The sequence below is a fragment of the Natronorubrum sp. A-ect3 genome (assembly GCF_041821125.1).
Classification (GTDB): Archaea; Halobacteriota; Halobacteria; order Halobacteriales; family Natrialbaceae; genus Natronorubrum; species Natronorubrum bangense.
The window spans coordinates 1-25,241 of record NZ_JBGUBB010000001.1 but is presented as its reverse complement, the minus strand read 5'-3'; the positions used below and the strand labels follow the sequence as shown (position 1 = coordinate 25,241).

The 25,241-nt window shown below is 60.7% G+C and carries 25 protein-coding genes and 1 tRNA gene; 15 read left to right on the top strand and 11 right to left on the bottom strand.

Annotation, left to right across the window (positions count from 1 at the left end; translation table 11 throughout):
- Positions 1 to 33: 33 nt before the first annotated feature.
- Positions 34 to 1,116 carry a glutamate--cysteine ligase gene (locus ACERJA_RS00130; protein WP_373606338.1) on the bottom strand — a complete coding sequence of 361 codons (1,083 nt, stop codon included), beginning with the start codon at positions 1,114 to 1,116 and terminating at the stop codon, positions 34 to 36.
- A gap of 124 nt (positions 1,117 to 1,240) precedes the next feature.
- Between ACERJA_RS00130 and ACERJA_RS00125 the strand changes: the two genes are divergently transcribed.
- Positions 1,241 to 1,765 (top strand): hypothetical protein, encoded by a 525-nt coding sequence (locus ACERJA_RS00125; protein WP_373606337.1) that lies wholly within the window; start codon positions 1,241 to 1,243, stop codon positions 1,763 to 1,765.
- 90 nt (positions 1,766 to 1,855) lie between these two features.
- On the opposite strand, the gene ACERJA_RS00120 is transcribed toward ACERJA_RS00125, so the two are convergent.
- The 3 genes from ACERJA_RS00120 to ACERJA_RS00110 form a co-directional block, all read right to left on the bottom strand.
- Complete coding sequence (locus ACERJA_RS00120; RefSeq protein WP_373606336.1) at positions 1,856 to 3,439, bottom strand: long-chain-fatty-acid--CoA ligase; 1,584 nt, start codon at positions 3,437 to 3,439, stop codon at positions 1,856 to 1,858.
- Between the two features lie 73 nt (positions 3,440 to 3,512).
- Positions 3,513 to 4,148, bottom strand: coding sequence for a fibrillarin-like rRNA/tRNA 2'-O-methyltransferase (locus tag ACERJA_RS00115; protein ID WP_373606335.1), 636 nt, complete (start codon positions 4,146 to 4,148; stop codon positions 3,513 to 3,515).
- Complete coding sequence (locus ACERJA_RS00110) at positions 4,141 to 5,010, bottom strand: NOP5/NOP56 family protein (protein WP_373606334.1); 870 nt, start codon at positions 5,008 to 5,010, stop codon at positions 4,141 to 4,143. The genes ACERJA_RS00115 and ACERJA_RS00110 overlap by 8 nt, the downstream gene beginning before the upstream one ends.
- Before the next feature lie 104 nt (positions 5,011 to 5,114).
- Between ACERJA_RS00110 and trkA the strand changes: the two genes are divergently transcribed.
- The gene (gene trkA, locus ACERJA_RS00105) at positions 5,115 to 6,449 is read left to right on the top strand and encodes a Trk system potassium transporter TrkA (RefSeq protein WP_373606333.1); all 1,335 of its coding nucleotides are present in this window, start codon (positions 5,115 to 5,117) and stop codon (positions 6,447 to 6,449) included.
- Positions 6,450 to 6,533: 84 nt separating this feature from the next.
- Positions 6,534 to 7,277, top strand: coding sequence for a winged helix-turn-helix transcriptional regulator (locus tag ACERJA_RS00100; RefSeq protein ID WP_373606332.1), 744 nt, complete (start codon positions 6,534 to 6,536; stop codon positions 7,275 to 7,277).
- 107 nt (positions 7,278 to 7,384) lie between these two features.
- On the opposite strand, the gene ACERJA_RS00095 is transcribed toward ACERJA_RS00100, so the two are convergent.
- From ACERJA_RS00095 to ACERJA_RS00085, 3 genes are all read right to left on the bottom strand, one after another.
- Positions 7,385 to 9,742: an amino acid permease gene (locus ACERJA_RS00095; RefSeq protein ID WP_373606331.1), complete on the bottom strand. Its 2,358-nt coding sequence runs from the start codon at positions 9,740 to 9,742 to the stop codon at positions 7,385 to 7,387.
- A 566-nt stretch (positions 9,743 to 10,308) separates the two neighbouring features.
- Positions 10,309 to 11,430: a DUF63 family protein gene (locus tag ACERJA_RS00090; protein WP_373606330.1), complete on the bottom strand. Its 1,122-nt coding sequence runs from the start codon at positions 11,428 to 11,430 to the stop codon at positions 10,309 to 10,311.
- A 72-nt stretch (positions 11,431 to 11,502) separates the two neighbouring features.
- Positions 11,503 to 12,312 (bottom strand): inositol monophosphatase, encoded by an 810-nt coding sequence (locus tag ACERJA_RS00085; RefSeq protein WP_373606329.1) that lies wholly within the window; start codon positions 12,310 to 12,312, stop codon positions 11,503 to 11,505.
- Between the two features lie 257 nt (positions 12,313 to 12,569).
- On the opposite strand from ACERJA_RS00085, the gene ACERJA_RS00080 reads away from it, so the two are divergent.
- On the top strand, positions 12,570 to 13,007 hold the full coding sequence (locus ACERJA_RS00080) for a hypothetical protein (RefSeq protein WP_152031257.1): 438 nt from the start codon (positions 12,570 to 12,572) through the stop codon (positions 13,005 to 13,007).
- Positions 13,008 to 13,297: 290 nt separating this feature from the next.
- On the opposite strand, the gene ACERJA_RS00075 is transcribed toward ACERJA_RS00080, so the two are convergent.
- Both ACERJA_RS00075 and ACERJA_RS00070 read right to left on the bottom strand, forming a co-directional pair.
- Positions 13,298 to 13,585 (bottom strand): amphi-Trp domain-containing protein, encoded by a 288-nt coding sequence (locus ACERJA_RS00075; RefSeq protein ID WP_373606328.1) that lies wholly within the window; start codon positions 13,583 to 13,585, stop codon positions 13,298 to 13,300.
- A gap of 156 nt (positions 13,586 to 13,741) precedes the next feature.
- Positions 13,742 to 13,824: transfer RNA gene (locus ACERJA_RS00070), tRNA-Leu, on the bottom strand.
- A 174-nt stretch (positions 13,825 to 13,998) separates the two neighbouring features.
- Here ACERJA_RS00070 and ACERJA_RS00065 point away from each other — a divergent pair.
- Positions 13,999 to 14,226, top strand: coding sequence for a DUF5795 family protein (locus tag ACERJA_RS00065; RefSeq protein ID WP_373606327.1), 228 nt, complete (start codon positions 13,999 to 14,001; stop codon positions 14,224 to 14,226).
- Positions 14,227 to 14,347: 121 nt separating this feature from the next.
- Here the strand turns inward: ACERJA_RS00065 and ACERJA_RS00060 are convergent, their stop codons facing one another.
- Entirely contained in the window at positions 14,348 to 15,220 is an 873-nt protein-coding gene (locus tag ACERJA_RS00060) for a UbiA family prenyltransferase (protein ID WP_373606326.1), read from the bottom strand.
- 420 nt (positions 15,221 to 15,640) lie between these two features.
- Between ACERJA_RS00060 and sucC the strand changes: the two genes are divergently transcribed.
- The 8 genes from sucC (at position 15,641) to ACERJA_RS00020 (ending at position 22,444) form a co-directional block, all read left to right on the top strand.
- Positions 15,641 to 16,792, top strand: a complete 1,152-nt coding sequence (gene sucC / locus ACERJA_RS00055) for an ADP-forming succinate--CoA ligase subunit beta (RefSeq protein ID WP_373606325.1) — start codon at positions 15,641 to 15,643, stop codon at positions 16,790 to 16,792.
- Complete coding sequence (sucD, locus tag ACERJA_RS00050) at positions 16,792 to 17,664, top strand: succinate--CoA ligase subunit alpha (RefSeq protein WP_006067634.1); 873 nt, start codon at positions 16,792 to 16,794, stop codon at positions 17,662 to 17,664. The genes sucC and sucD overlap by 1 nt, the downstream gene beginning before the upstream one ends.
- 375 nt (positions 17,665 to 18,039) lie before the next feature.
- The gene (gene tbsP, locus ACERJA_RS00045; protein WP_373606324.1) at positions 18,040 to 18,858 is read left to right on the top strand and encodes a transcriptional regulator TbsP; all 819 of its coding nucleotides are present in this window, start codon (positions 18,040 to 18,042) and stop codon (positions 18,856 to 18,858) included.
- Between the two features lie 136 nt (positions 18,859 to 18,994).
- Positions 18,995 to 19,699: an RNase P subunit p30 family protein gene (locus tag ACERJA_RS00040; RefSeq protein WP_006067632.1), complete on the top strand. Its 705-nt coding sequence runs from the start codon at positions 18,995 to 18,997 to the stop codon at positions 19,697 to 19,699.
- Positions 19,683 to 20,366 (top strand): class I SAM-dependent methyltransferase, encoded by a 684-nt coding sequence (locus ACERJA_RS00035; RefSeq protein WP_373606323.1) that lies wholly within the window; start codon positions 19,683 to 19,685, stop codon positions 20,364 to 20,366. Before ACERJA_RS00040 ends, ACERJA_RS00035 begins: the two co-directional genes overlap by 17 nt.
- Positions 20,363 to 20,848, top strand: a complete 486-nt coding sequence (locus ACERJA_RS00030; protein WP_373606322.1) for an Rpp14/Pop5 family protein — start codon at positions 20,363 to 20,365, stop codon at positions 20,846 to 20,848. Before ACERJA_RS00035 ends, ACERJA_RS00030 begins: the two co-directional genes overlap by 4 nt.
- Before the next feature lie 4 nt (positions 20,849 to 20,852).
- A complete protein-coding gene (gene psmA / locus ACERJA_RS00025) occupies positions 20,853 to 21,611 on the top strand; it encodes an archaeal proteasome endopeptidase complex subunit alpha (protein ID WP_373606321.1) in 759 nt (252 codons plus the stop codon).
- Between the two features lie 107 nt (positions 21,612 to 21,718).
- Entirely contained in the window at positions 21,719 to 22,444 is a 726-nt protein-coding gene (locus ACERJA_RS00020) for a ribosome assembly factor SBDS (protein ID WP_136350912.1), read from the top strand.
- Positions 22,445 to 22,473: 29 nt separating this feature from the next.
- Here the strand turns inward: ACERJA_RS00020 and ACERJA_RS00015 are convergent, their stop codons facing one another.
- A complete protein-coding gene (locus ACERJA_RS00015; protein WP_373606320.1) occupies positions 22,474 to 22,788 on the bottom strand; it encodes an FUN14 domain-containing protein in 315 nt (104 codons plus the stop codon).
- A gap of 290 nt (positions 22,789 to 23,078) precedes the next feature.
- Here ACERJA_RS00015 and hflX point away from each other — a divergent pair, with 290 nt between their 5' ends.
- Positions 23,079 to 24,380 (top strand): GTPase HflX, encoded by a 1,302-nt coding sequence (gene hflX / locus ACERJA_RS00010; protein WP_373606319.1) that lies wholly within the window; start codon positions 23,079 to 23,081, stop codon positions 24,378 to 24,380.
- Between the two features lie 90 nt (positions 24,381 to 24,470).
- A partial coding sequence (locus ACERJA_RS00005; RefSeq protein ID WP_373606318.1) for a thiolase family protein occupies positions 24,471 to 25,241 on the top strand: 771 nt, incomplete at its 3' end.

Genomic DNA, 25,241 nt, shown 5'->3' with positions numbered 1-25,241 from the left:
CTCGAGCGGGAAACCCACGGTCCGAGACAGTCGTTAGCTAGTGCCAAGCAACAGCGACTCACAGAGGGCGTCGGGACCCCGCTCCTCGAGCAGCCGACGTTGTCGGGTTGCTCCACTGTCGCGCTCGTAGATGCGTTTGATCCCATCGATCCCCAGCCGTTCACACTCACGGTCGACGAGTTCGCCGAGGTCAACCGTGCCCTCGAGATCACGGGCGATAAACGACGCCGCGTGTCCGTGCCGGATCGCCCGCCACTTGTTCTCGTCTAACAGTTCACGACGGTGTTGGGAGCCACTCGTGCCGTCTTCGTACGCTTCGGCGAGTGCCTCGACCAGTGCATGGGCATACTCGACGAACGCGAGAACGACGTTTGGGTCCGCTTGTCCGTCCGGCGTACGCAGCTCAACCGTCCCGTGGGCCGTATGCGGGCGAACGTCGTACCAGAGTTCGCCGCGATCGTTGATCGAGTCGGTCTCGAGCATCCGGCGCTCAAACCGGTCGAACGCCTCGTAGTCCTCGAAATAGGTCGGCATGCCCGTGTTCGGCAGCCCCTCGAAAATCTTCGCGCGAGCGGACTGCAGTCCAGTGTCGTACCCGTTCCAGTACGGTGAGTTCGCCGAGAGCGCAAGCATGACTGGGACGTACCAGCGCAGTTCGTTGGCGATCCAGACCGCCTTGTCGGCATCATCAACGCCGACGTGGATGTGGACACCTGCCGTTGTGTTCCGGTGTTGTGGATACTGAATGCGATCGAGTTGAGAGCGATAGCGGGGCTTTTCGGCGTGCTCGAGTTCGCGCCACTTCGCCAGCGGATGTAAGCCGGCGGCGGCGATCTGATAGCCGTGTTCGGTGGCATGGCCGACCAGTGCCTGGCGGATCTCGAGCAGCGACTCCCGGGCGTCGGCCGGGTCCTCGATCAACGGTGTCTGGGTCTCGATGACGAACTTGAACAGTTCGTGATCGAGCCGACCCTCGAGGAGTTCTGGTGGGTCGTGTTCGTAGACGAGGTCATCAGTGCCACTCGTCGGTCGACCGTCGTCGTCGACGACGAAACACTCTTCTTCGATCCCCAGCGTACCCATGCGCGTAAACGATTCCCGGGACCCGCGTTCCATCGTCTCTCGTTTCTGTCTGCGGTGGTAAAGACAGTTCGGACTTGGATGGATCGGTCGATGAGCAGCGGCGGCCCTCGAGTAGAACGCTCGAAGATTTAACACCTGTCTCGTACTGGGTGTTCACATGGGCCAGCGACGAGACGAACCCGGACGCCAGACCCGTCCGGCCTACAGCTCTACGCGCCGCACCTGGTACGGGTACGGAAAGCTCACACACGCCGAAAAGAGCGGCTTCGGTCGATTTCTCCACGACTGTAGCTACGTCTTCGGTGATATCTCGATTCCGGCGCTTCCGATATTATTCGTGATCATGGCTGCCCCTGGCACTGGCGTCTACGACGCGACTGCGGCCGGATTTCTCGCCTGGATGACGATGGTTGCGATCGGAACCGCGATCCGCGGCGGCTGGATCAGGCCGTTTGCAACCGACACACTCGGATGGGTGTCGCTTGCGCCAGTACTGATCGCGCTGCGGTTCGTCTACTACAATCTCGTGCTTGCCGTCGCCGTATTCGGTGGCGTAGCGCTCGCGGACGCAGTCGGTTATCCGCCGCTTTCGCTCGTCGTCGCATTCACCGTTGCGATCGGCTCGACGATGGCGTTTCCGCGGTTTGCAGAGTCAGTCTACGGCGCTTTCCGAGAGCGATAGTGAACGGTCTGTATCGAGCAGTCAGTCCGTCGCCGGAGCCACGTCCGCCCTCGAGGGAGTGAACTTGAAAGGACAGGTCGCTGGTACTGATCAGGGTTCGACGGGGTCGTCCTCGGGTTCGCTGTCCGTCTCATCGGTTCGGAGCTTGAACTTCTGAACCTTGCCGCTGGGGTTTTTTGGGAGGTCGTCGACGAACGTGTATTTTCGCGGGCGCTTGAAGTCGGCAAGGTGGTCGCTTGCTCGGAGAAACGCATCCAGTTCGTCGGCAGAGACATCCTCACCAACGACGTACGCGACGACCTGTTCACCCCACTCGTCGTTCGGTTCGCCGACGACAGCAGCCTCCGTTACGGCCTCGTGGCCAAAGAGGACGTCTTCGACCTCGGCTGGATAGATGTTCTCGCCGCCGGAGACGATCAGGTCGTCCTTTCGGTCGACGACATAGAGGTAGCCGTCGTCATCACGGTAGCCGAGGTCGCCGGTGTAGTACCACGTCGTCCCGTCAGCCGCACGCAACGACTGCTCGGTCGCCGCTGGACGGTTCCAGTACTCTCGCATCACGCACGGACTCGAGAGCAGGATCTCGCCGATATCTCCCCGTGATACCTCCTGGTCTGGATCCGCATCGGGTTCGACCACGCGCAGTTGGTGATTGAGCGCAGGGAGTCCGGCAGACCCCTGTTTCGAGACCTGGTCGTCCGGCGACTGGAAGACGCCAGCTGGTCCGATCTCGGTCATGCCGTACGCCTGAACGTAGTCCTCACAGAGCTGTTCTCGGCAGTTTTCGAGTACTTGTTCGGGCATCGGTGCTGCGCCGTACAACCCGATGCGGAGCGATGAGACGTCGACAGGCTGCTCGGCGGCAGCAAGCGATAGCGCGTTCCAGGCCGTCGGAGCGGCAAACAGCTGTGTCACGTCGTGGTCTTCAATCGCCTCGAGAGCGGCCTGTGGCTCGAACTCGTGGTGGATGACGTTCACTGCACCGCGATGGACCCGCGGAAACAGATTGCAGTGGAGTTCTGCACAGTGATACAGCGGCATCATCGACAGCCCGACGTCGTCGCGGGTCAGGTTCAACTCCGCGATACACAGGAGACTGTGTTCGACCATACTTCGATGTTCGTGGACGACGCCTTTCGGCCGGCCCGTCGTCCCAGAGGTGTAGATGAAGGCATACACGTCGTCTTCGGTGACGCGAACGTCGGGCCGGTCTGTGGCTCCCGACTCGAGTAGCGCGTAGAAATCGCTCGCGAACGCAGGAACGTCGCCATCGATGGAGACGTACTCGTCGACGGTTTCGAGGGCGGGACGAGCGTCCGCCACTGCCTCCTGTGTCGCGGCTTCGAACAGGAGCAGGTCGGCCGCGGCGTCGGTGACGATGTACTCGATCTCACCCGACGGAAGCCGGAAGTTCAGCGGGATGAATACAGCCCCGATTTTCGCACAGGCGTACACTGTGAGTGCCATCTCCGAGCCGTTGTGCAGGACGGTTGCGACTCGGTCGCCGGGCTCGATTCCAGCATCGAGCAACGCGTTGGCCAGTCGATTGACCCGGTCGTTGAACTCGGCATAGGTCCATCGCTGGTCCTTGCGTGGATAGATGACTGCATCACGGTCGGAGTGTCGGTCAACCGTCTGCTCGAGTGTCTCCCCAATTGTGGTGTGTGCTGACATACCAGCACGTGGTACAACGAATTCTCATATAACTGTTCGCCGACACAACGAGCGAACAGCGCTTGCCGGGTCGTCAGCGCGGTCGGGCGACGATCCCGAGATGGTCCGTATGGTACGCCTCGAGTCGCTGTGTCTCGAGGATCTCATACCCATCCTCGAGTGCTGCCTGCACGTCTTCGAAGACAGCATCCGGGTCGCGCGTGACGTCCTCACTTCTGGCCTTGACAGCCAGCAACAGCCGTCCGTCATCGGCGAGAAAGCGTGCGTTCTCGAGGGCGACACGGGCCTGTCCCCGCGTGGCCACGTCCTGGACGAGCACGTCGACGTTCGATTCGACGACGTGGGCGTACGTCTCTGGCTTCCGGGCGTCTTTGAGCAGCGGGAACAGCCGCGGCCGAGAGTCGGCAGCCTCGAGCAAGTCTCGAGCCGGGCGGGCAGCGAACTCGACGGCGTACGTTGGGCCGGCGAAATCGGCGACGTGGCTCACCGTCGTCCCGCTTGCGGCACCCAGATAGAGCACGGTTTCGCCGCCCTCGAGGCCGGTATCCATCTCGAGGTCGAGCATCGCGCCCAGCTTGGATCGAGTCGGGTCCCAGGCGCGCCACTCCCCATCGGTCGGCTCGCCGTACACCGGCTCGCCACGGGTCGCGAGTCGATCGATGCCATCGAACTGGCGTCGCTCGACGCCGTCTGGAAGCTTGTTACTCATCGTCGGCACCTCCGTCATCGTCGGTTCGAGCCTGGATCGTCTCGATTCGATCCTCGAGTTCCGCCTCGAGTTCGGGTTTTAGCTCGCCCGAGTAGTGATCGACGCGCGCAGCGATGGCGAGTTTGCCGGCTACCGCGCGTGCGGCCGAGCCCCGTTCGTCAGGATGGGTGCCCCGAACCGCGTCGTGGATGTAGATGATCCCGTGTTTGGGCGAGGGTGCGTGACCGCGCAGATGTGCAAACAGGGCGTCCTCGGCTCCAAGCACCTGGACCGTTCCGCTTGGTTTCTTCGCCAGCGACTCGAGGCCGCCAGCGAGCGAGATCAGTCGCGCCGCGAGGACAGGATCGGCAAGCGCCGCGAGATTCGGCGCGACGGTCGGCGTCTGTCGGTCGACGTACTCCCGCAGGTCGTCGGCTTCGTCCGCAAGCGCCACCACGCGCTCAGCCAGCGAGACGAGCGGTTCGTGGCCGGGCTCGATCTCGTCCCGACTCGCCAGCTCGCGGGCGTAGTCGATGCCCGTTCCAGCGTCGGGATCGACGGTCCCGGCCCACTCGGCGAGTCGTTCGGCGAGTTCGTTTGCCGTCCGCGTACAGTCGTCCATCGCTCGCACTGCGTGGACGAGCTGGCGGTCGTCGGCCGCCTCCCGTTCGGTGACATCCCGTCGGGTTGCAGCCGTCGTCGCCGCTCGAAGGGCGTCGTAGTACTCGTCTTCGTCGTCGGTGAACCCTGTTTCGAGTGCAAGCGCAGGCCAATCGTGTGGCTCGTCGGCCGATCCGTCACGGACAGCCGCCGTGGCCGACTCGAGATCGTCGGCGTCGACAGCCGCGAACCAGCCGTTGTCCGCGGCAGTGTTGTCTGTCATACGTATCTCTTCGTGGTCGGGGTCGTATATGCGTTCTCGAAACGCCTTTCGTCCTGCCTCGAAAACGTTCATGAAAGAATGTCCCTGCGGAGGACGGAGCAACAATGTATGTACTAGTCGTCGGTGCAGGCGAGGTCGGACGGTCAATCGCGGCGAACCTCGAGGGGTCACACGACGTGGTGGTCGTCGAGCGTGATCCTGCGCTTGCCGATGAGATTACTTACTCGTTTGACGTGCTCTCGCTACAGGGCGACGGGACCGAGTTGGAGACGCTTCACGAAGCGGGCCTCGAAAAAGCGGATCTGGTCATTGCGTGTACTGACAGCGACGATACGAACATCGTCATCTGTGGCACGGCAAAAACCGCGAGTGACGCGTTCACGATCGCTCGCGTTCGCCGTCGAACACTGTTGAACACGTGGGAGAGAGCCCAGAGCGCCTTCGGCGTGGACTTTATGGTCTGTACCGATCTGCTGGTCGCTCAGACGATCTTCCGGATCTCCGGCTTCCCGCAGGCACAAGACGTCGAGATGTTCGCCGGTGGCCTCGTCAGAATGGCCGAGTTCGAGATCGGATCGGAGAGTCCGCTGGTGGACCAGCGTGTCATGGATGCCGACGAGTACGATTCGATGACGTTTGCCGGTGTCTTTCGGGGCGAGGAGATGATCGTCGCCAAAGGCGAAACCGTCTTTCAGGCCGGCGACCGAATCGTCGTCATCGGCAGCCCAAGCTCGGTCAAGGAGTTCGCGATGGCGACTGTGACCGACACGACCTCGAGTACCAAGGACGTGGTGATCGTCGGCGGCAGCGAGATCGGTTTTCAGACCGCACGCGAGTTCGAAGCCCACGGCTTCGAGCCGCGACTGATCGAACGCGACCACGACCGCGCCCGCGAAATCGCCGAAGCGCTCCCAAAGACGTTCGTCATGGAAAGCGACGCGACCGATACGGATTTTCTCTCCCGCGAGCACATCGATGAGGCTGACATCGTCGTTGCCGCCCTCGACAGCGATGAGAAGAACCTGCTCGTCTCCCTGCTCGCTCGTCGGGTGGGCGTCGGCCGAACAGTCGCAGTCATCGAAAACACGGAGTACACCGACCTCTTCGAGACCGTCGGCATCGACGTCGCGATCAACCCACGTGAGGAGACGGCCGAAGAGATCGTTCGGTTCACCCGGACGGACCAGACCGAGAAGATCGCGATGCTAGAACACGACCGTGCCGAGGTCATCGAAGTTGAATTAGGGCCTGAGAGCGCCCTGGTGGGCCAACAGATCGCGGATTCGATGGCCGGTCTTCCAGACTGTGTCGTCATCGGTGCAATCTCCCGAAACGGCGAACTCATTACGCCACGCGGAACGACAGTGCCCGAGTCCGGCGATCACGTCGTGCTCTTCGTCGATGCGACTGTGCTGGACGAAGTCTCGAACGTGTTGTGACGGCGATCGGGCGCGTCGATGGCGGTCAGTTTTCGATCGCAAGAAAAGGGAGCATCCTTGACACCGGTCGCCGTATGGGTTCCCATGAGTATTCGGCTCGACGAAGTAAACAGGCGCATTATCCATGCGTTGATGGGAGACGCCCGACACACGTCTGCGCCGATGATTGCCGAGGAGGTCGGGGTGTCACCCGCAACGATCCGGAACCGAATCACCCAACTCGAGGAGGCCGGCGTCATCAAGGGGTATCACGCTAACGTCGATTTCGATACCGCTGACGACATGTTGACGACGCTCTACGTCGGGACGGCCCCGATCGAAGCGCGTGCACGACTCGCCCATCAGGCCCGCACGATCACCGGCGTCGTCAACGTCAGGGAGTTCGTGGCGGGCCAGGAGAACCTGCACGTACTCGCTGTCGGGGAGGACATCGAAGCCGTAAACGATGTCGCTCGAGAGCTGACGTCCCTCGATATCACCATTGAGGACGAGAAAGTCGTTCGAACGGAACAGTTCCAGGCGTATCGACCGTTCGGCCCGGCCGAAACCCACCAGCAGTTCTCCGACTACATCAGTCTCGCCGGTGGCAACGAGGTCGCCGAACTCACCGTCGACGACGACGCACCGATTGCCGGAATGACCCTCGAAGCGGCCGGACGCGAGGGAATCCTCGAGGACGGCCTTCTCGTCGTCTCGATCGAGCGTGACGACACCGTGCTCACGCCGCGGGGAGAGAGCGAGATTCGGGCTGGTGACATCCTGACGGTCCTCTCTCGAGGCGGGTTTACGACGGAACTGTTCGATATTTTCGAAACCGAAACGAGCTAGCGCCGAAGTTGTGGAGAGCGAGTCTCAGACGGGCTGCTGTAACGAGTTGCCGCCGATCACCAGAGACGGGATCGGGTATTGGCGGGACGTGACGCCAGCAGTCCGTATCAGTCGTTCCGACGCGCGAACAGCCGATCCCAGAGCGACCGTTCCGTCGGTCGTTCGGCCAGCAGGACCGAACACTCGACCTCGTTGACGACGTCGTAGGCAAGCGAGCCACGGATGAGACGCGAGAGCAGTCCGCGCTCAGTCGCCCCGATGATGAGAAGCGTGTGGTCGCGGGCCGCCGTTGCGATCGCGTCCTCGACATCGCTGGAGGCATCGACACGGATTGTGGCATCCTCGAGACCGTGATCTGCCGCCCACTCGGTCAGGAAGGCTTCGCCCTCGTCCTCCTCACCCTCGTCGACGATGTGCTGGAGCGTAATCTCGGAGCCGAGTTGGTCGCGCATGTAGCGGGCCATCTCGGCACTGAGATCAGAGTCGGGACCGCCAGCAGTCGGGACCAGCACGCGGTCGGTCTCGAGGCCGCGGTCGTTGAGCACGAGGAAGTCACACGGCAGGTCGTGGGTCAACTCGTCGAGTGGGCGTTCTGCACGGCCCGCACTCCACGGTCGGCCGGGCCCCCAACCCATGACGACGGTGTCGGCGTCTTCGCGGCGGGCCACGTTGAACACCTCTTCGAACGAGCGATGTGAGACGACGGTTTGGACGTCGACGGGAACGTCGAGCGTTTCGGTACTCGCTCGGACATGGTTCATCAGTGTCTGCGACTCTTCGTCGATCCGCCGAATGTGCTCGGAGCCTTCCCGCAGCGGCGTCTGGTCGGGAACCTCGACGATGTGGACAGCTTTGACCCTGCCGCCGTTGGCCTTTGCGACCACGCTCGCCAGCGACAGCAGTTGCGACTCCGTTCGTGGGTTCGAGACCGGCACGACGACGGTGTGTTCACTCTCCTCGGTCGGTTTGGCGACGTTTGCAGCCGAGACGGCGGCGTCAGGCATCTCCTCGGATCGCGAGAGGATGTAGTCGCTCAGGATCCCCTCACGGTCGGTCTCCGTTCGTGCGTACGCGAAGTACCAGACGATCGCGAAGACGACGAACGCACCGGCAATCGCGGTCGCGAGATTGTCCATGTAGTAGATCAACGCGAGCGAGAGGACGAACCCGGCGATCGGCGTGAACGGGTAGAGGGGAACTTCGAAGTCCGGGTCGTACTCCGGCGGGTTCGTCTCGCGAAAGACGATCAGCGAGACGTTGATCAGCGCGTAGACAACGAGATGGAGCACACTCGCTGCACTCGAGAGGATTGCAACAGTTTCCCCTAGGCCGATGATGAAGACAATAATCATGAGCCCGGTGAGGGCAATCGATCGGTACGGTGTCGCAAACCTGGGATGAATCTCGTTGAGTTTCGGCGTGACGATTTTGTCACGGCCCATCGCGAAATTGATGCGGGCCGACGCGAGAATCGAGGCGTTTGCACTCGAGGCGGTCGCGAGCAGTGCGGCAAGCGTGATCGAGGTTACCCCAACGCCAAGAATCGAAAGCTCCAGCCCAGCAACCGCGAACTGGTAGTCGAAGACGATCTGGGCGGCGTAGGTCATTGGCGCGTTCTCGACGTCCTCGAGGAAGAACTCCTCGTGTGGAATCAGCCCCATCAGGAGGCCGACAAGGATCGTGTAGATGACCATCACGATACCGACGCTGCCGATGATCGCAATGGGAAGGTTTCGGCCGGGGTTTTTGAGTTCCTCGCCGATCGTCGCGATCTTGGCGTAGCCGAGATAGGAGACGAACACGAGCGCTGCACCGGGGAGGATCGCCGCCGTTCCCTCGGGTGTGTAGCTGCCGTCGACGGCGACGGTGCCCCAGTCGAACGAAAAGAAGCCGACGATGGCGAAGATCGTGAGGATGCCAAGCAAGAGCGTGACGATGGCGGTCTGGATGCCACCGGTCTCTTTTGCACCCATGTAGTTGACGCCGACGAACACGAGCCCAGCAAGTATGGCTCCGATCTGAATTTCAGTGAGAACGATCGGGCCAAGCGCAATCGTCGGGAGCAACGCGAGTTCCCCGAGTCCGGGGATCGGAACGACGATGCCATCGAGTAAGTCGGCGAGATACCCACCGAAGCCGATGGCATAAAACGCACTCGCGAAGGCGAGGCCGATCCAGTCGCCCATCCCCGAGATCGAGCCGAACAGTGGGCCGAGCGCGCGATTGATGTAGTAGTACGCGCCGCCGGCTTTCGGCATCGCGGTGCCGAGTTCGCTCACCGTGACCGCGTTTATCATGGCGATCATCCCACCGATAATAAACGAGATGACGACCGCCGGACCGGCTTGCTGTGCGGCGATGCCGGGCAGAACGAAGATCCCCGCACCGACCATCGTTCCGATACCGATCGCAAGCGCGGAGACGAGTCCAAGGTCCTTGGCGAGTTCTTCGTCTCCGCTGGTCATTGTCGGTTCCTCCGTCTCGAATAATTGCCGAATATCAGTACGAGTGACATAGTTAAGTGGTGCGCGTGCGCTGCTCTTTCGATATCGTGGCCGATGGATCGTTGGCTCTTAATATATTCGCTTCCCGGATTATATCTTGGAATGGGTAGTGTATCCGAAATAGATTGAGCAGCTAGTTAGCGGATCCTGAAAAGTCCGATGATTATTCGACATTATCAGTTCGTCCAATGTCGCCAGTCTCGACCAGACAGGTCGAACACCGTCACGCGATTTTCATACATAATTGCCGATATCTGGCGCTCTGTTACCCGGCTCGTTTGTTATCTGTGGCACACGAACGAACAGTCCGTCACCGTTTCACAACTCGGACTGTGTGTCTCACGCTGGACGGACACGGTACGTATTCGATCGACGGCCCAGACGGCGATCACGGGGACCATAATCGTCTCGAGGCGACCGAACTGTGGCGTCTGCGACAACGAGTGTCGAAACGACACTCGAGCAGCCGAAATAAAAGCACGTCACGAACACGTAATTAAAAGAATCTCCTGCGTGTCTGTTCCGGCTCAGATACCGAACGTCGCCCGGAGCATGTCACGGGTTCCGGGCCCGAGTCCGACGGCGACGACCGTGATCATCATCAAGATCGCAAAGCGCGGATTCTCGTCGAATATCTCCTCGTTGAAGATCCAGATGATGAAGACGGGCGCAGCGAGTTTCAGGAGTGCAAACGGCCAGGCAGCGCCGGTGATCTCGGTGACGCTGGCTGGAAGCACCGAACCGGTGACGGTGACGATCGCGTCGTTGACCGGATGTTTCGGGGCGTAGCTAAGCCCCCAGACCTGCGACCAATCCAGCATGAGCTGGTTTGCAAAGCCATCGACTGCATGGGCCCAGATGACGACGATCCCCATGTAGCCGGTGCCGCGGTTCAGCTCGGGTACGAACCGCTGAATGCCCATCCAGACGATCGCTGTCGAGACGGTCGCAGCCGTCAGGACGATCGTCGGAATCGACGGGTAAAACGAGGCGTACTCCGTCGTTACGGCGAGATAGCCGAGCCACCCGAGCGTCGCGGCGAGCACGACGGCCCCGATGCCAAAGAGCGGATACTCGTACCTCGAGACGGAGTCGTTTCGCTCGAGGAAGACTGCGCCAACGAGTGCGACAAGCGCGATGAGCGTCACTGTGAAGTAGATCAACGGACTGATCAGGAAGCCAGACCACGGTAGCTGAATGGCGAGTTCGCCCGTTTCGCGGTAAGCAGCGACGTTCGCGTCCTCGACCGTTCGGAGCGCGCCACCGAACAACATGAACGGGAACAGCGCGAAAAAGCCCCCGCGGAAGCTACCGATCTCGAGGCGGCGAAGCGCAAACAGGATCCCGATCGCCATCAGGATGAGCGTCGGGATGTAGCCGGCATAGGAGATTGCGGTGTACCCCGGCGCAGCGGTTGGCCCGAAGTCACCAGTCGCCTCATTGCAGTGTATCTGTTCGCCGCCCGCCCACGCGATACAACCCCAGCCATGTGCGTCGGCGACCACTGGCCCCCAGAAGTACTGCCAGATGATGTCGACGTACACACGCTGTGGAAACACCCAAGCAGCGAGTGTGACACCGGCAACGAGGAGGACAACGGTCGCAGCCCAGACCCGTTCGGGGCCGTACCGTTCGATAAACTCGTCCATGACCGATATCCGTTGGGGTGGGCGCTTACCGTTTCCGGTTTCCTGCAGGTCGTGACAGCGAGCGGGCGGCGATTACAGTGTCTGGGAAATCTCTCGTGTAGCAGCACACAGCTCGTCGTGGATCGCCCCGTTCGAGGCCACCAGCCCCTCGCTGTCGTGTCGCCAGCGATTCCCCTCGAGATCGGTCACGGTTCCACCAGCCTCTCGCACCAACTGGACGCCAGCGACGGTGTCCCACGGGTTCGTCCGCAGGTTCGTCATCGTCCCCTCGAGTGCGCCCGATGCGACCATCGCCAACTCGAGTTGGGCACAGCCGAACCGTCGCATGTCGCCGAAGCGTTCGACGATCGCCCGCGTCGCCGCGGCGTACTCCTCGCGATGGTCGAAATCCCACCAGAACGTCGGGCAGACGGTCGCGGCCTCGGGGTCACTGCAGTCGCTGACCGAGAGCGGCTTGTCGTTGCAAACCGCGCCGTCGGGGCCGACACGGTACGTATCCCCCAGCGCGGGACAGACCGTCGCCGCACCCACGGGTTCGCCGTCACAGACTGCGGCGACGGCCGTCCCAAATGCGCGATTCCCGCTGACGTAGTTGTTCGTCCCGTCGATCGGGTCGACGATCCAGGCCGGCCCCGTCTCTGGAACCCGTTTCAACGCGTCGGCTTCCTCGCCGACGACTGGCTCTGTCGGATACGCGTCCTCGAGGATTTCGATTACCCGCGTCTGGGCGTTCCGGTCGACCTGCGTGACGACGTCCGTCTTCGCGTCTTTTCGTTCGACCTCGAGATCAGTTCGAAACGACGCCGCCGCGACGTCGGCTCCCGCGGTCGCCGCACGGAGCGCGACGCTCGCCCGCCGAGATTCGCCTTCGCGTTCGCTCATTGGTCTTCCTCGGCTAGCCGTTCTCAAAAGGAATCGGACTTCGTCACAGCTCAGAGTGCGTTGATACTGTCGGACAGCAGGCTCTGTTGAAACCCTTAGTCGGTGATAGGTTTTAGGAGTGGTGCTGAATACAGAGCGCGAATGTCGCACAAGATTCGACTCAATCTACGACGGTATTGATCGGTCAGTATAGGCCATCCAGTTACCAAAACTAAATAAAGAAGGTTTATACCCACCCAATATGACATGGTAATTTAATGTCCCTGTCCCGGCGTGGAGTCCTCCAGCTCAGTGGTGCGATCTGTAGCACGAGTTTAGCTGGGTGTATTGATTTGTCTTGGTCTGATGAACAGGAAGCAAGGCTGACCAAGATAGAACTTCAGAATCATACTGAGTACGATCAGGTAGTGTTAGTGATCGTGGAAGATAACGGGGAACAGGTGTACGGTGAGACCACGGCAGTTCCGCCTGCTGAGGGTGATTCACCATCGGTTCGGGAGGTAGAAGACATACCCGACGAACCCGGAGTCTATGACGTTTATTTTAATCTTGCTCAGCGGCCTGAAGATATTGAAGGCGAGTTTTGGGCTAGGGCTGATAATACAGACATCACTTGCCGTGAATATCGCCTCAATATCAAGCCAGATGATGATAGAGAACCACAGTTTGGCATATATCGTTCAGATGGTTGTTGAATCTCCGTGATGCATAGCCACACCCACTCGCTTTCACTATCCCTGTCTATCGTTCTACAGAACAGTTGATTCATTGGCTCCGTCGTGAAATAGATGTGGTCGTCGTGCTGCACTCACGCTCTATATTCAGCACCCGGATTCTGTCAGCCATTGAGGATTTCAACAGAGTCGGACAGCACTAGTCGAAGGTCGGTCGCGCTACTGCGGCTGTCATCCTCGGAAATTCGCGATCGAGTTCTTACTAACTGCTGTCAGATAGTATGAGCACGCCGCCGTTGCCGTCGGTCGGCTCACTCGGCGGTCTCGATCTCGAGGTCCTCGTCTTGGACGCGCCACTCGAGCTCGAACTCGAGTTCGCGTTCATCGCCGTGTTCCTCGTACTCCATTTCGAACGCCATGTGCTCTGGGGGCTCGAACTCGACCGTCTCATCACCGAACGCGATCGTGACGGTTCCGCCATCACGAAAGCCGTCTACCAACGACTCGAGGTGCGTGATCACGTCTTCACGGGCAATATGGTGTTCGTACTCGAGTTCGCGTTCCGATTCCTCCGCATCGTCATCTGCTTCGGGAGACATGCGAGTGGTCCTTCGACAGGCTAGTGAGTAAATGTTCGATACGCAGTTGCAACATGACGGTTACGATCTCGGGCCAGCAACCCTGTCGCTCTGCGTTATGGGTCGTCTGAGAAGTTTGCGAGGGCAAGATATTGCTCTTGCCGCACTGTTGGTCAGTGCGAGGGGAGGGAATCGAACCCACGAACGTCTACACGAGCGGATCTTGAGTCCGCCGCCGTTGGCCGCTTGGCTACCCTCGCACGCACTTCGTGTTTGCTCCCTCGTGAGGTTAAATCGTCCGATTTTCGATTCCGTCGTTCAGCGCCTCGAGATCGATCCGGAGCGAACGAGAACGGCCGAAATCAATGGACTCGAGCCGGCAGGCCACTGCGGTGACCGGAAGCGCTTAGGAACGCCGAGCCAACGACTCGGGTATGAGTGATAATCGCGTTGTGCAGGGCCGAATGGTCACGGGCAGAACACTCGCGGAGCTTATCGAGGACGATTCGGTCATGGAGACCGAAGCGATCCAGGACGCTGACAGGGACTGTCCCGACTGCGGGGGCAATGTGCTCGAGGTGGGGTACATGCCCTCCGTCACCGAGTTCGTCACTGGCTGGAAGTGCCAAGACTGCGACTGGAGCGAGACGGACCGGGACTGATACGGAGTGCTGTCCCGATGTCCCGGCGCGACCGCAGGATGGGACGCGGTCACGCCGGCGCTGACGGACAACGGTTCGTATGAACCACCCGGGCTGCGACCGGTGTCGCGACCGTTTTCACTCACCAGACCAGCCACTCGAGAGTGACGATGACCGCGGCGAGGAACACGTGTTCGCCGTCAACGACGAAGCCGTAGTACAGCGGCCCGCGCTCAGGTGTCGCAAACGGGATATAACACGCGACGTAGGCGTTCATCGCAAGCAGGGAGTAAAACGACGTCGACAGCGGTGTGGCGACGACGAGTGCAACCACGGCGACGGCGACAACGACGTTAGCGACCTGTGAGTAGTAACGCGTTGCTGCCGGCCCGAGTCTGTTCGGCACGGTGGCGATCCCCTCTTCGCGGTCGCCTTTGATGTCCTTGATGTCGAAGATCACCGCCGCGATGGTGATCATCGCGGTCACGTAGGCCGTGATCACGAGGATTTCGAGTGTCCAGAGCTGGCTGTAGTAGTAGCCGGCACCCAGTGGGATCGCTCCCCAGGCGAACCCCACGACGAGATTTTTGACGAGAAAGAGCTGTTTGACGCCGCCGACAGAGTACAGCAGGGCAACGACGAGCGGTAACAACAGGTAGATCGCGCCCTCGAGGCCGAGCGTGATCGCGACGACGATCGCAGCGATGTAGAGCCCAACACCGAGCACCAACAGGACCCAGCCGTACCGTCTGGTAAACGCCGCCCGTTCTGGCACGTTCGTTTCGTCTTCCTCGAGGTCAGTGAACCGGTTGATGGTGTAGACGAACAGCGTGGCCGCGAAAACGATAAACACCGGCAAGGGCTCGAGCGGTAAGTCAGCAAGGAGAACCGTGGTGACGAGGACGCTCATCGTCGCCAGCGAGATAAACAGGTTACTGTGAACCAACAGACGGAGTATGCGCTTCAGCGACGAGATCCACCGCCGTTTGCTGTGGGTTGCAGCAGGGGTGGTCACGTCAGTTTGGCCTCCTGCCAGTGATGGCGGTGACGAACATGTGTTTGGCGCCGGGCACTTGCGGTGACCGTGCCCTCGGTGTTCGATTACGGCCGAGCGGTGTCAACTGTTGCGGTAGCGTAGTGTTCACACCACGCGGTCTCACCCTATCTGTGGCGACCCACGGAGGAACGATCCATTCAACACTGCAGCCGACACTGAACGGATCCGACACGTGATCGAACGTGTTCGATGCTGAAGTTTTCGAGGCCGAACGGACGCTACGTATTCATCCGAAGATGAGTTAAACATTCACACCTCGAGTGTGAAAAACCGGCAGCAAGCACCGACGTGGGTGTGATAGTCGGCTATCAAGAGAGTCATCACCGCGAGTGAAACTAACAGGATTTAAGCAACGCGGGAACGGCCGTTCGAATGGTTATGAAACTACACGAGTATCAGGCGAAGCAAGTCTTCGCCGACGCCGGCATCCCAACGCCGGCCTCTCAACTCGCCTCTGACGTCGACGGCGTCGTCGCCGCGGCCGATGAGATCGGGTATCCAGTCGCGATCAAAGCACAGGTACAGGTCGGTGGCCGCGGCAAGGCCGGCGGGATCAAACTCGTCGACGACGAGGACGAAGCGCGCGAGGCAGCCGACGAGATTCTGGGAATGGATCTCAAAGGCTACCACGTCGACAGCGTGCTCGTCGAGGGCGCAGTCGACTTCACCGACGAACTTTACGTCGGGATCACGATGGACCGTGGCGAGGGCAAACCCGTCGCGATGGTCTCGACCAAAGGTGGCGTCAACATCGAAGAGGTCGCCGAGGAAGACCCCGACGCCATCGCGAAAGAGCACATCGACCCCTCCTTCGGAATGCACCCCTACCAGGCTCGCAAGGCCGTCTACGACGCGGGTGTCGACAAGTCGGTTGCACGTGACGTCTCGAGCGTTCTCACGACGCTCTATCAGCTCTGGGACGACCGAGACGGCGCTGACGCCGAAATCAACCCACTGATGGTCACGGCAGACGACGAGGTCATCGCGGCCGACGCCGTGATGAACATCGACGAAGACGCGCTGTTCCGACAGCCCGAACTCGCCGAGATGGAAGCCGAAGCCGCCAGCACTGGCGACGAACTCGAGCAGAAGGCAGACGAGTACGGCTTCGACTACGTCCGTCTCGAGGGCAACACGGGGATCATCGGCAACGGTGCCGGCCTCGTGATGACGACACTCGACCTCGTCGACTACTACGGCGGCGAGCCAGCGAACTTCCTCGACGTCGGTGGCGGTGCGAAAGCCGACCGAATCGCGAACGCACTCGATATGGTGTTCTCGGACGACAACGTCGACAGCGTCGTCTTCAACATCTTCGGCGGCATCACCCGCGGTGACGAGGTCGCCAAGGGGATCAACGAAGCACTCGAGCAGTTCGACGAGATTCCCAAGCCAGTCGTCGTCCGTCTCGCTGGCACCAACTGGGAGGAAGGCATGGAGATTCTGAACGAAGACCTCGTGACGGTCGAACAGACCCTCGAGGATGCGGTACAGCGTGCCGTCGAGTACGCTGGAGAGGTGAACGAATAATGAGCGTTCTAGTCGACGACGACACGCGCGTCGTGGTACAGGGCATCACCGGCGGGGAAGGCAAGTTCCACGCCGAACAGATGATGGAGTACGGCACCAACGTCGTTGCCGGTGCGGTCCCCGGGAAAGGCGGCCAAGAGGTCAACGGTGTGCCGGTGTACGATACGGTCCACCAGGCCGTCGAGGAAGAAAACGCCGACACGTCCGTAATCTTCGTCCCGCCAGCGTTCGCTGGTGACGCCGTCTTCGAGTCGCTCGACTCGGATCTCGACCTCGCAGTCGCGATTACGGAAGGCATTCCGACCCAGGACATGGCTCGAGTCAACAAGCGACTCTCCGAGACCGACACCCGTCTCATCGGTCCGAACTGTCCCGGCCTCATCACGCCCGGCGAGGCCAAACTCGGCATTCTCCCCGGGAACATCTTCTCGGAAGGCAACGTCGGTCTCGTCTCCCGCTCGGGGACGCTGACCTACCAGGTCGTCGACAACCTGACCAACCGTGGTATCGGCCAGACCACCGCCATCGGTATCGGTGGCGACCCAATCATCGGCACCGACTTCGTCGACGCCCTCGAACTGTTCGAGAACGACGACGACACCGACGCGATCGTCATGTGCGGTGAGATCGGTGGCGAGGACGAAGAGGAAGCCGCCGCGTTCATCGACGAGCACGTCGACACGCCGGTCGCTGGCTTCATCGCCGGCCGTACCGCACCGCCAGGCAAGCGAATGGGCCACGCCGGTGCGATCGTCTCCGGCTCCGGAACCGGGACCGCAGAGAGCAAGATCAACGCCCTGAACGACGCGGGCGTCCCCGTCGGCGACACGCCTGAGGAGGTCGCCGACCACATCGAAGAGTTCCTGGCCTAACGCGGCGATCGATCGCCCAACGGAGCAGGGGAACTGAATCGACAGGCCACCTCGATTCTGCGTTCTTACATACTGATTTAGCGACACCGTTCCAACAGCAACAACCGGAGCAGGTCCCACACCGATCGCACGACAGCTGTGCGTTCAGGTGTACACACAACCAGTGGCTCCTGTAGCCCACACCACTGTGAACGTTTTATTCAGTCATCGCTATCGATACTATTGTCTGCTAAACAGCAAATGATTCTGAACCGATATGGAAGAATCGATGGGTGACTTGTCAAAAACTACCGGTAACATCGCCAGAGTTCAACTTGTGGCGCGAAAACGGCCAACAAAATTAAGTGGTTCGCAATCGTTTACTTCTGTACAGAGATGACCTCGAATTTACTCAACCATCAGATTGACGATATCCTCGAGTCCGTTCTCGAGGAGGCGTCCGGGGACGTCTACATGGTCAATCCATCGGCAGATGCCATCGAAGAGTTCGTGTCCGTTGCGGCCGCATTCGACGGCGAACGGCCGTCGGTAAAGATGCTTGCTGACGAGCGGACACTCAAAGATGTCATGGATGACTTCATTGTCGCCTCGAACGCTGCAGATCTTATCAGTGAGGACGCACTTGAACTGCGAACGCTCGAGGAGGCTCCCGAGAATTCGCTGCTCATCACCGACGAGCGCGTTATCGCGATCGTCCACGCTGGCGACCGCGTTGGCGGGCTCATCACCGACGACGAAAGTTTCGTCGAGGATACCTACGACACCTACGCGGCTCGCTGGGCAGATGCCTCCCAGTTCAACCTCCGAACGCCGCCAATCACGGCCGTCCGCGAGACGCTCTCCGAAGAGATCAGCCCCGATGCCGAGGCCGACTTCACGGCGATTCTCAACTCGCTCGAGACCGCTCGTGGCGACGGCAACGGCCTCGACGAAGTGACGATTTCACTGCTGGTTGCCGCCAAAAACGAGGCGCTGCTGTACGATATCAGCAAGTGGGGCGAAGACGTCGGGATCGCCTCCAAGGCGACGTTCAGTCGAACGAAGACCAAACTCGAGGATATGGGTCTGATCGACACCGAGAAGGTACCGATCGACGTTGGCCGGCCACGCCTGCGACTGAAGATCGGCGACGACCGACTCCGCGAGGCCGACAACGGCCAACTCGCGACGGTTGCCCAGTCGATTCTCAACTGAGGATCTCTCGCTCTAGTCGCGTTGTCTCGGTGGGGATATCGCGTCTCGGCTCGCGTTCTCCGATCTGATTCTGAATAGGCGTCTTCGGCTATCGCATGGCGCAAACCCCAAGTTACCGCCGTGAGACGGCTCGAGTATGTACGAAGCGGTCCACGCCCACCCCGACGGAGAGAGCACGGTCGCCAGATACGCAAAGACGGCGGCCGACTACGGCTTCGAGGGCGTGGTCGTGCGCAACCACACAGATTCGCGAGCGACGTACGATGCCGAGCGAATCAGCGAGGAGTACGGAATCGACGTCGTCCCCGGTCTCGAGATCAGAGCAGCCGATCCACAGGAAGCCGGCGGCTCCGTGGGGAACTATCGTGGCTCGCAGACGATTCTAGCGATTCACGGCGGGACGAACGCGTTGAACCGCTTTGCCGTCGAAAACGAGAAAATCGACGTGCTCGCACATCCGATGACCGACAGCGGCGACATCAACCACGTGCTCGTGAAAGCTGCCGTCACAAACGGCGTCCGGCTCGAGTTTAATCTCTCGGGCGTGCTTCGCAAGAGCGGTGGCCAGCGAGTGCGCGTCATCCAGTCGCTTCGCAAACTCGAAGAGATCGTCGACTACTACGACGCCTCATACGTCGTCAGCGCGGATCCAACCTCCCATCTCGAGTTGCGTGGGCCGCGAGAGCTGTGTGCGCTGGGCGAGCAACTCGGTTTCTCGAGTGAGTTTATCACGGAAGGGATGACCGAGTGGAAACGACTCGCCGAGCGCAATCGCTACGTTCAGTCCGAGTCGTTCATTGAGCCAGGCGTCGAACGAGGAAGATATGAAGAAGAGTCTTGACGAACACGCCGCCCGATTCGACGAGCTCGCCGGCGAGTACGACGAGGACAAATCCGACGAGTACCGCGCCTGTGCGAGTCTGGTCGTCGAACACGCCGCACCCAAGGCCGACGACACCGAGTCGCCTCGAGCCCGCACTCGCTCCGCTCGCACGGACGTCGTGCTCGACCTCGCGACGGGGACGGGAGCGATCGCCCTCGCACTCGCACCCGACACAACGCGCGTCGTCGGCCGCGACATCAGCGAGGGAATGCTCGAGGAAGCCAAGCGGAAAGCCGACGAGGAGGGACTCGAGAACCTCGAGTTCGACTACGGGACGTTCCGCGAACCCAACTACGACGGCCCGGTCGACGTGGTGACCTCGAACTTCGCGCTGCATCACCTCTCGGACGAGGAAAAACGCGAGGCGATCGACGTGATCGCCGCCCTCGAACCACGACGATTCGTCCTCGGGGACGTGATGTTCTTCGGCGAGCCAGATCCCGACGAGCCGTTTTACTCCCCGGAGGTCGACGATCCGGCGACCGTCGGCACCCTCGCCGACGCCCTTACCGACGCAGGGTTTTCGCTGACCGCCGTCGAACGCGTCCACGATCAGGTCGGCGTGCTGGTCGCAGAGCGGTCGCCGACTGAACTCGAGGACACAGGTGAGCCTGCGGACAGATGAAACACCTCCCGAAACACCTCCAACCGCGCTGGCGGTATCTCGCCGTCGAACTCGAGGGCTGGCCCGAGACGTCGATCAGCCGCCGGGACTTCCAGCGCGAGTGTTGGTATGCGGCCCAGAACTTACTGGGCGACCCAGGAAGCGCCCGAGTCGATATGACCGTTATCAGGTTCCAGTTTACCGGCAAAACCGGCGACGCGATCGTCCGAGTCCGTCGTGGCGAGACGGAGCCGGCCCGCGCAGCGCTGTCCTGTATCGACGAGATAGCCGGCGCTCCCGTCGGAATCTTCGTCTGCGGTATCAGTGGTACGATACGTGCCGCTGAAGAAAACTATTTAGGACGCCGCGGGCAAGATTCCGAAGAGAGAAACGTCGTGTTCGGGAACGAAGAGCGAGTCGCCGTCTTGCGGGAATGCGTTGCAGACGTACGACTCGATGAGGCGTTCACGGGTGCGACAGACCTCGATTGCGATTTAGCGTGATACTATGCAGGGACAAGCCCAACAGCAGGCGTACGACCGAGGCATCACGATCTTCTCGCCCGACGGCCGACTTTACCAGGTCGAGTACGCTCGCGAGGCGGTCAAACGAGGAACAGCAAGTATCGGTGTTCGAACGGCAGACGGTGTCGTGCTGGCCGTCGACAAGCGAGTCCCATCCGAGCTGCTCGAGGACTCGAGTGTCGAAAAGATTCACAAAGCCGACAACCACATCGGCATCGCAAGCGCCGGCCACGTGGCTGACGCTCGCCAGCTGATCGACTTCGCCCGTCGCCAGACGCAGGTCAACCAGCTGCGATACGGCGAACCGATCGGTGTCGAGACGCTGACGAAGGAAGTCACCGACCACATTCAGCAGTACACCCAAGTCGGCGGCGCACGCCCGTTCGGTGTCGCGCTGATCGTCGGTGGCGTCGAGAACGGCGAACCACGGCTGTTCGAGACCGACCCCTCGGGGACGCCCTACGAGTGGAAGGCACTCGCCGTCGGTGCCGACCGCGGCGAACTCCAGGAGTACTTAGAGGAGAACTACGACGAGGAATCGGACCTCGATGGCGGGATCGCGCTTGCACTCGACGCACTCGCGTCTGTCAACGACGGCTCACTCCTCCCGAGCGAAGTCGGCCTCGCAACGGTCGACGTCGAGAGCGAGTCCTTCGAGCAGTTCGATCACGACAAGATCGAGTCCCACCTCGAGGAGAACGATCTCCTCGACACTGGTGAGGACGACGAGACGGACGAGTAATCGAGACACCGCGCGTTCGTTTTGGGTTTTTGCGAACCCACCATGCGTTTCATGTGAAAGCGACCGGCAGGAAAAGCTCTTTTAACGGGCCGGGGGTATGCTTCGGTATGATATCACTCGACGAGGCAGTGACGGCGCGACTCGAGTCACACGGTGCACGATTCGAAGTCTTGGTCGATCCAGACGCGGCGCTGGCGATCAAACGCGACGAGTTCGACGGCGAGCTAGAGGACGTCATCGCCGCAGAGGACGTCTTCGAAGACGCCTCGCGTGGCGACCGGCCAGCCGAGAACGATCTGGAGACGGTCTTCGAGACGACGGAGCCACTCGAGATCATCCCGGAGGTAATCAAACGCGGAGAGATCCAGATTACGGCCGACCAGCGCCGGGAGATGCAAGAACAGAAGCGCAAACAGTTGATCGACACCATCACGCGTAACGCGATCAACCCCCAGATGGACGACGCCCCCCATCCACCGGAGCGTATCGAGAACGCGCTCGAGGAAGCCGGCTTTACCGTCGATCCAATGGAGCCGGTCGAGACACAGGTCGACGAGGCGCTCGAGGCACTTCGACCAGTGATCCCGATTCGGTTCGAAGAGGTAACGATCGCGGTGCAGATCCCTGCCGAATACGCCGGCAGCGCACAGGCACAGATCCGTGGCTTTGGCGAACTCGAGCGTGAAGAGTGGCAACCCGACGGCTCCTGGGTGGGTGTGTTGACGTTCCCTGCAGGGATGCAAAACGAGTTCTACGACGTCGTCAACGAGCACACGAGCGGCGAGGCAGAGACGGAGATCATCAAAGACAAAGACGACCTGGCGACCCGATAAGACGCGCGATCAGCGGTCGGTTCACGCCGCTATCCTCTATGAAAACCGATCAGGAAACCACTGGTGAATCCAGCACCGACTGACAGCATCGAGAGCACTGATTCGAACCAATGGTTGGCCTGTGTCTGTGTCTGTGCCTGTGTCTCGATGAGTCCCGCCGAGAGGCGGTTCCAGTCGACGATGACGATCTCCTGTGATTCGAGATACCGAAACGCCATCAGCTGGACACCGATGAGAACTGCAACGAGTTTTGCGACTTGTTTCGTCGCGAACCCCAACACCCCACCGAGAACCGCACTGCCGACGAACTCGAGAGCGAGCGTCGCTGGATCGACGTCTATCATCACGGATGCGTATTCGAGCCGGCGACAATGACTGTTCTGATATCCCGTACGAGCAGGCGGCATCGGGCACGGGATTCAAGACGGTCGGGTGCGTATAGTTGGACATGATTAACGACCGTCCAACAGAGGTGTGTGATCGACATCCGTAGCGTGATCGGGCACCCACCGCGCCGATTGCAGCCCCGGCGCGAGCAACGCGTGCAACTGCTGGCTCGCCGGATCGATGAGCGTTCCGCCTCGAGTCGCCACGACCACCCCCGCCCGAGTGACACAGACAGCTTGGAACCCATATGAGAGCAATTATTGCAAAACGCGTCGATTCCGGAACGCCCGATACGAGCGAAATCCGTGAGCTTGCCGAAGCGGCGGGGTACACCGTCGTCGGCGAGATCACCCAATCACGGCGAGCCGATGCCGCCCTCCAGCTTGGTGAGGGGAAAGCCGAAGCACTCGCCGAGGAGGTCGTCGCGACCGACGCAACGACCGTCATCTTTGACAACCGGCTTGGCCCCTACCAGACGTACAATCTTGGCCAACTCCTGCCCGATGGTGTCGAGGTCATCGATCGGTTTACCCTGATCCTCGAGATCTTCGGCCAGCGCGCTCAGACACGGAAAGCACAGCTTCAGGTCGAGTTGGCCGAACTCCGATACGAACTGCCCCGTGCCGAGGCCAAGACCAGTCTGGCCAAACGCGAGGAACACCCCGGCTTCATGGGCCTGGGCGAGTACGACGAGAGTCGCGAACAGGACATCAAAAACCAGATCAGCCGGATCAGGGACGAACTCGAGCAGATCGAACAGACCGAAGAACAGCGCCGAGAGCGCAGACGTGACTCCGGGTTCGATCTGGTCGCACTTGCGGGCTATACGAACGCCGGGAAATCGACCCTGTTGCGCCAACTCGCCGACGATTTAGCGGTCGAAGAAAACGTGGGGCTCCATCCGGACCTCGATCCGACCGCCGAATCACAGGACAAGCTGTTCACGACGCTGGGAACGACGACCCGTCGGGCAGACATCGAGCCACGAGACGTGCTGGTGACCGACACTGTCGGCTTCATTAGTGACCTGCCCCACTGGCTGGTCGAATCGTTCAAGTCGACGCTGGATTCGGTCTACCGGGCGGATCTGGTCTTGCTCGTCGTCGACGTCAGCGAAGACGTCGACGAGATCCACGAAAAACTCGTCACCTGTCACGACACCCTCTATGAGCGCAACGAAGCGCCGATCGTGACTGTGTTGAACAAAATCGACAAAATCGATGACGAGGATCTCGAGGAGAAACGAGCGGCGCTGTCGGCGCTCGCCCCGAACCCGGTTATGGTCAGTGCAAAATCGGGAACGAACATCGACGTGCTGCTCGAGCGAATCGACGCAGAGCTTCCCGAGTGGCAAGAAGAACGACTCCTCTTGCCGATGACCGACGAGACGATGAGCGTGGTGTCGTGGATTCACGACAACGCAAACGTCGACGACGTTACCTACGGCGACGAAGACGTCATCGTCGAGTTCGAAGCACGCCCTGCAGTTATTTCACAGGCGCGCTCGCGTGCAACCGAGTTGCGAACGGCCGCGGCAGAGTCCGCGTAGGCCGTCGCCCTCGATCGGGACGTATCGTGTGAAGTGTGCTACCGTCTGTCTACCCTTACATATAAATTGTTGACTATTATTTGGTAAGCTATGGAACGTGTTGCAGTAATCGGAGCCTCAATGACCCAGTTCGGGCAACGCGAGAGCTGGATTCTGGACCTCCTTTCGGAAGCTGGAATCGAGTGTCTCGAGGATGCGGGTGTCGACGCCGAAGCCGTCGAGCATCTGTACGTTTCGAACATGGCCAGCGGCGAGTTCGAAGGCCAAACGGGTGTGCCGAACGCGCTGGCACACGACCTCGATGCGATGCCAGCGTACACCCAGCGTGTCGACCAGACGAGTTCCAGCGGCGGGGCCGGAATCTACGCAGCCTGGCAGTCGGTGGCAAGCGGCGCAAGCGAGATGACGCTGCTTGTCGGCGGCGAGAAGATGACCCATCGGACGACCGGCGAAGCGACCGACGTCATCGCATCACTGACCCATCCCGTCGAGTACAAGACGGGCGTCACACTGCCGTCGTTTGCCGGACTCACGGCTCGACACTATCTGGAACGGTTCGATGCCCCGCGAGAGAGCCTCGGGAAAGTCGCCGTCAAGAACCACAAAAACGGCGTCGACAACCCTCACGCGCAGTTCCAGAAGGAAGTGGACTTAGAGACGATCCTCGAGTCACCGGTCGTCGCTGATCCGCTGCGACTGTATGACTTCTGTCCGATCACGGACGGTTCGGCCGCACTCATGCTCTGTCCCGAGTCGGTCGCGAAAGAGTACACGGACGAGTACGTCGTTATTGCGGGCATCGACGGCGCAACGGACACTCACGTCGTCCACGAACGCGAGGACCCGACGATCATGGGCGGC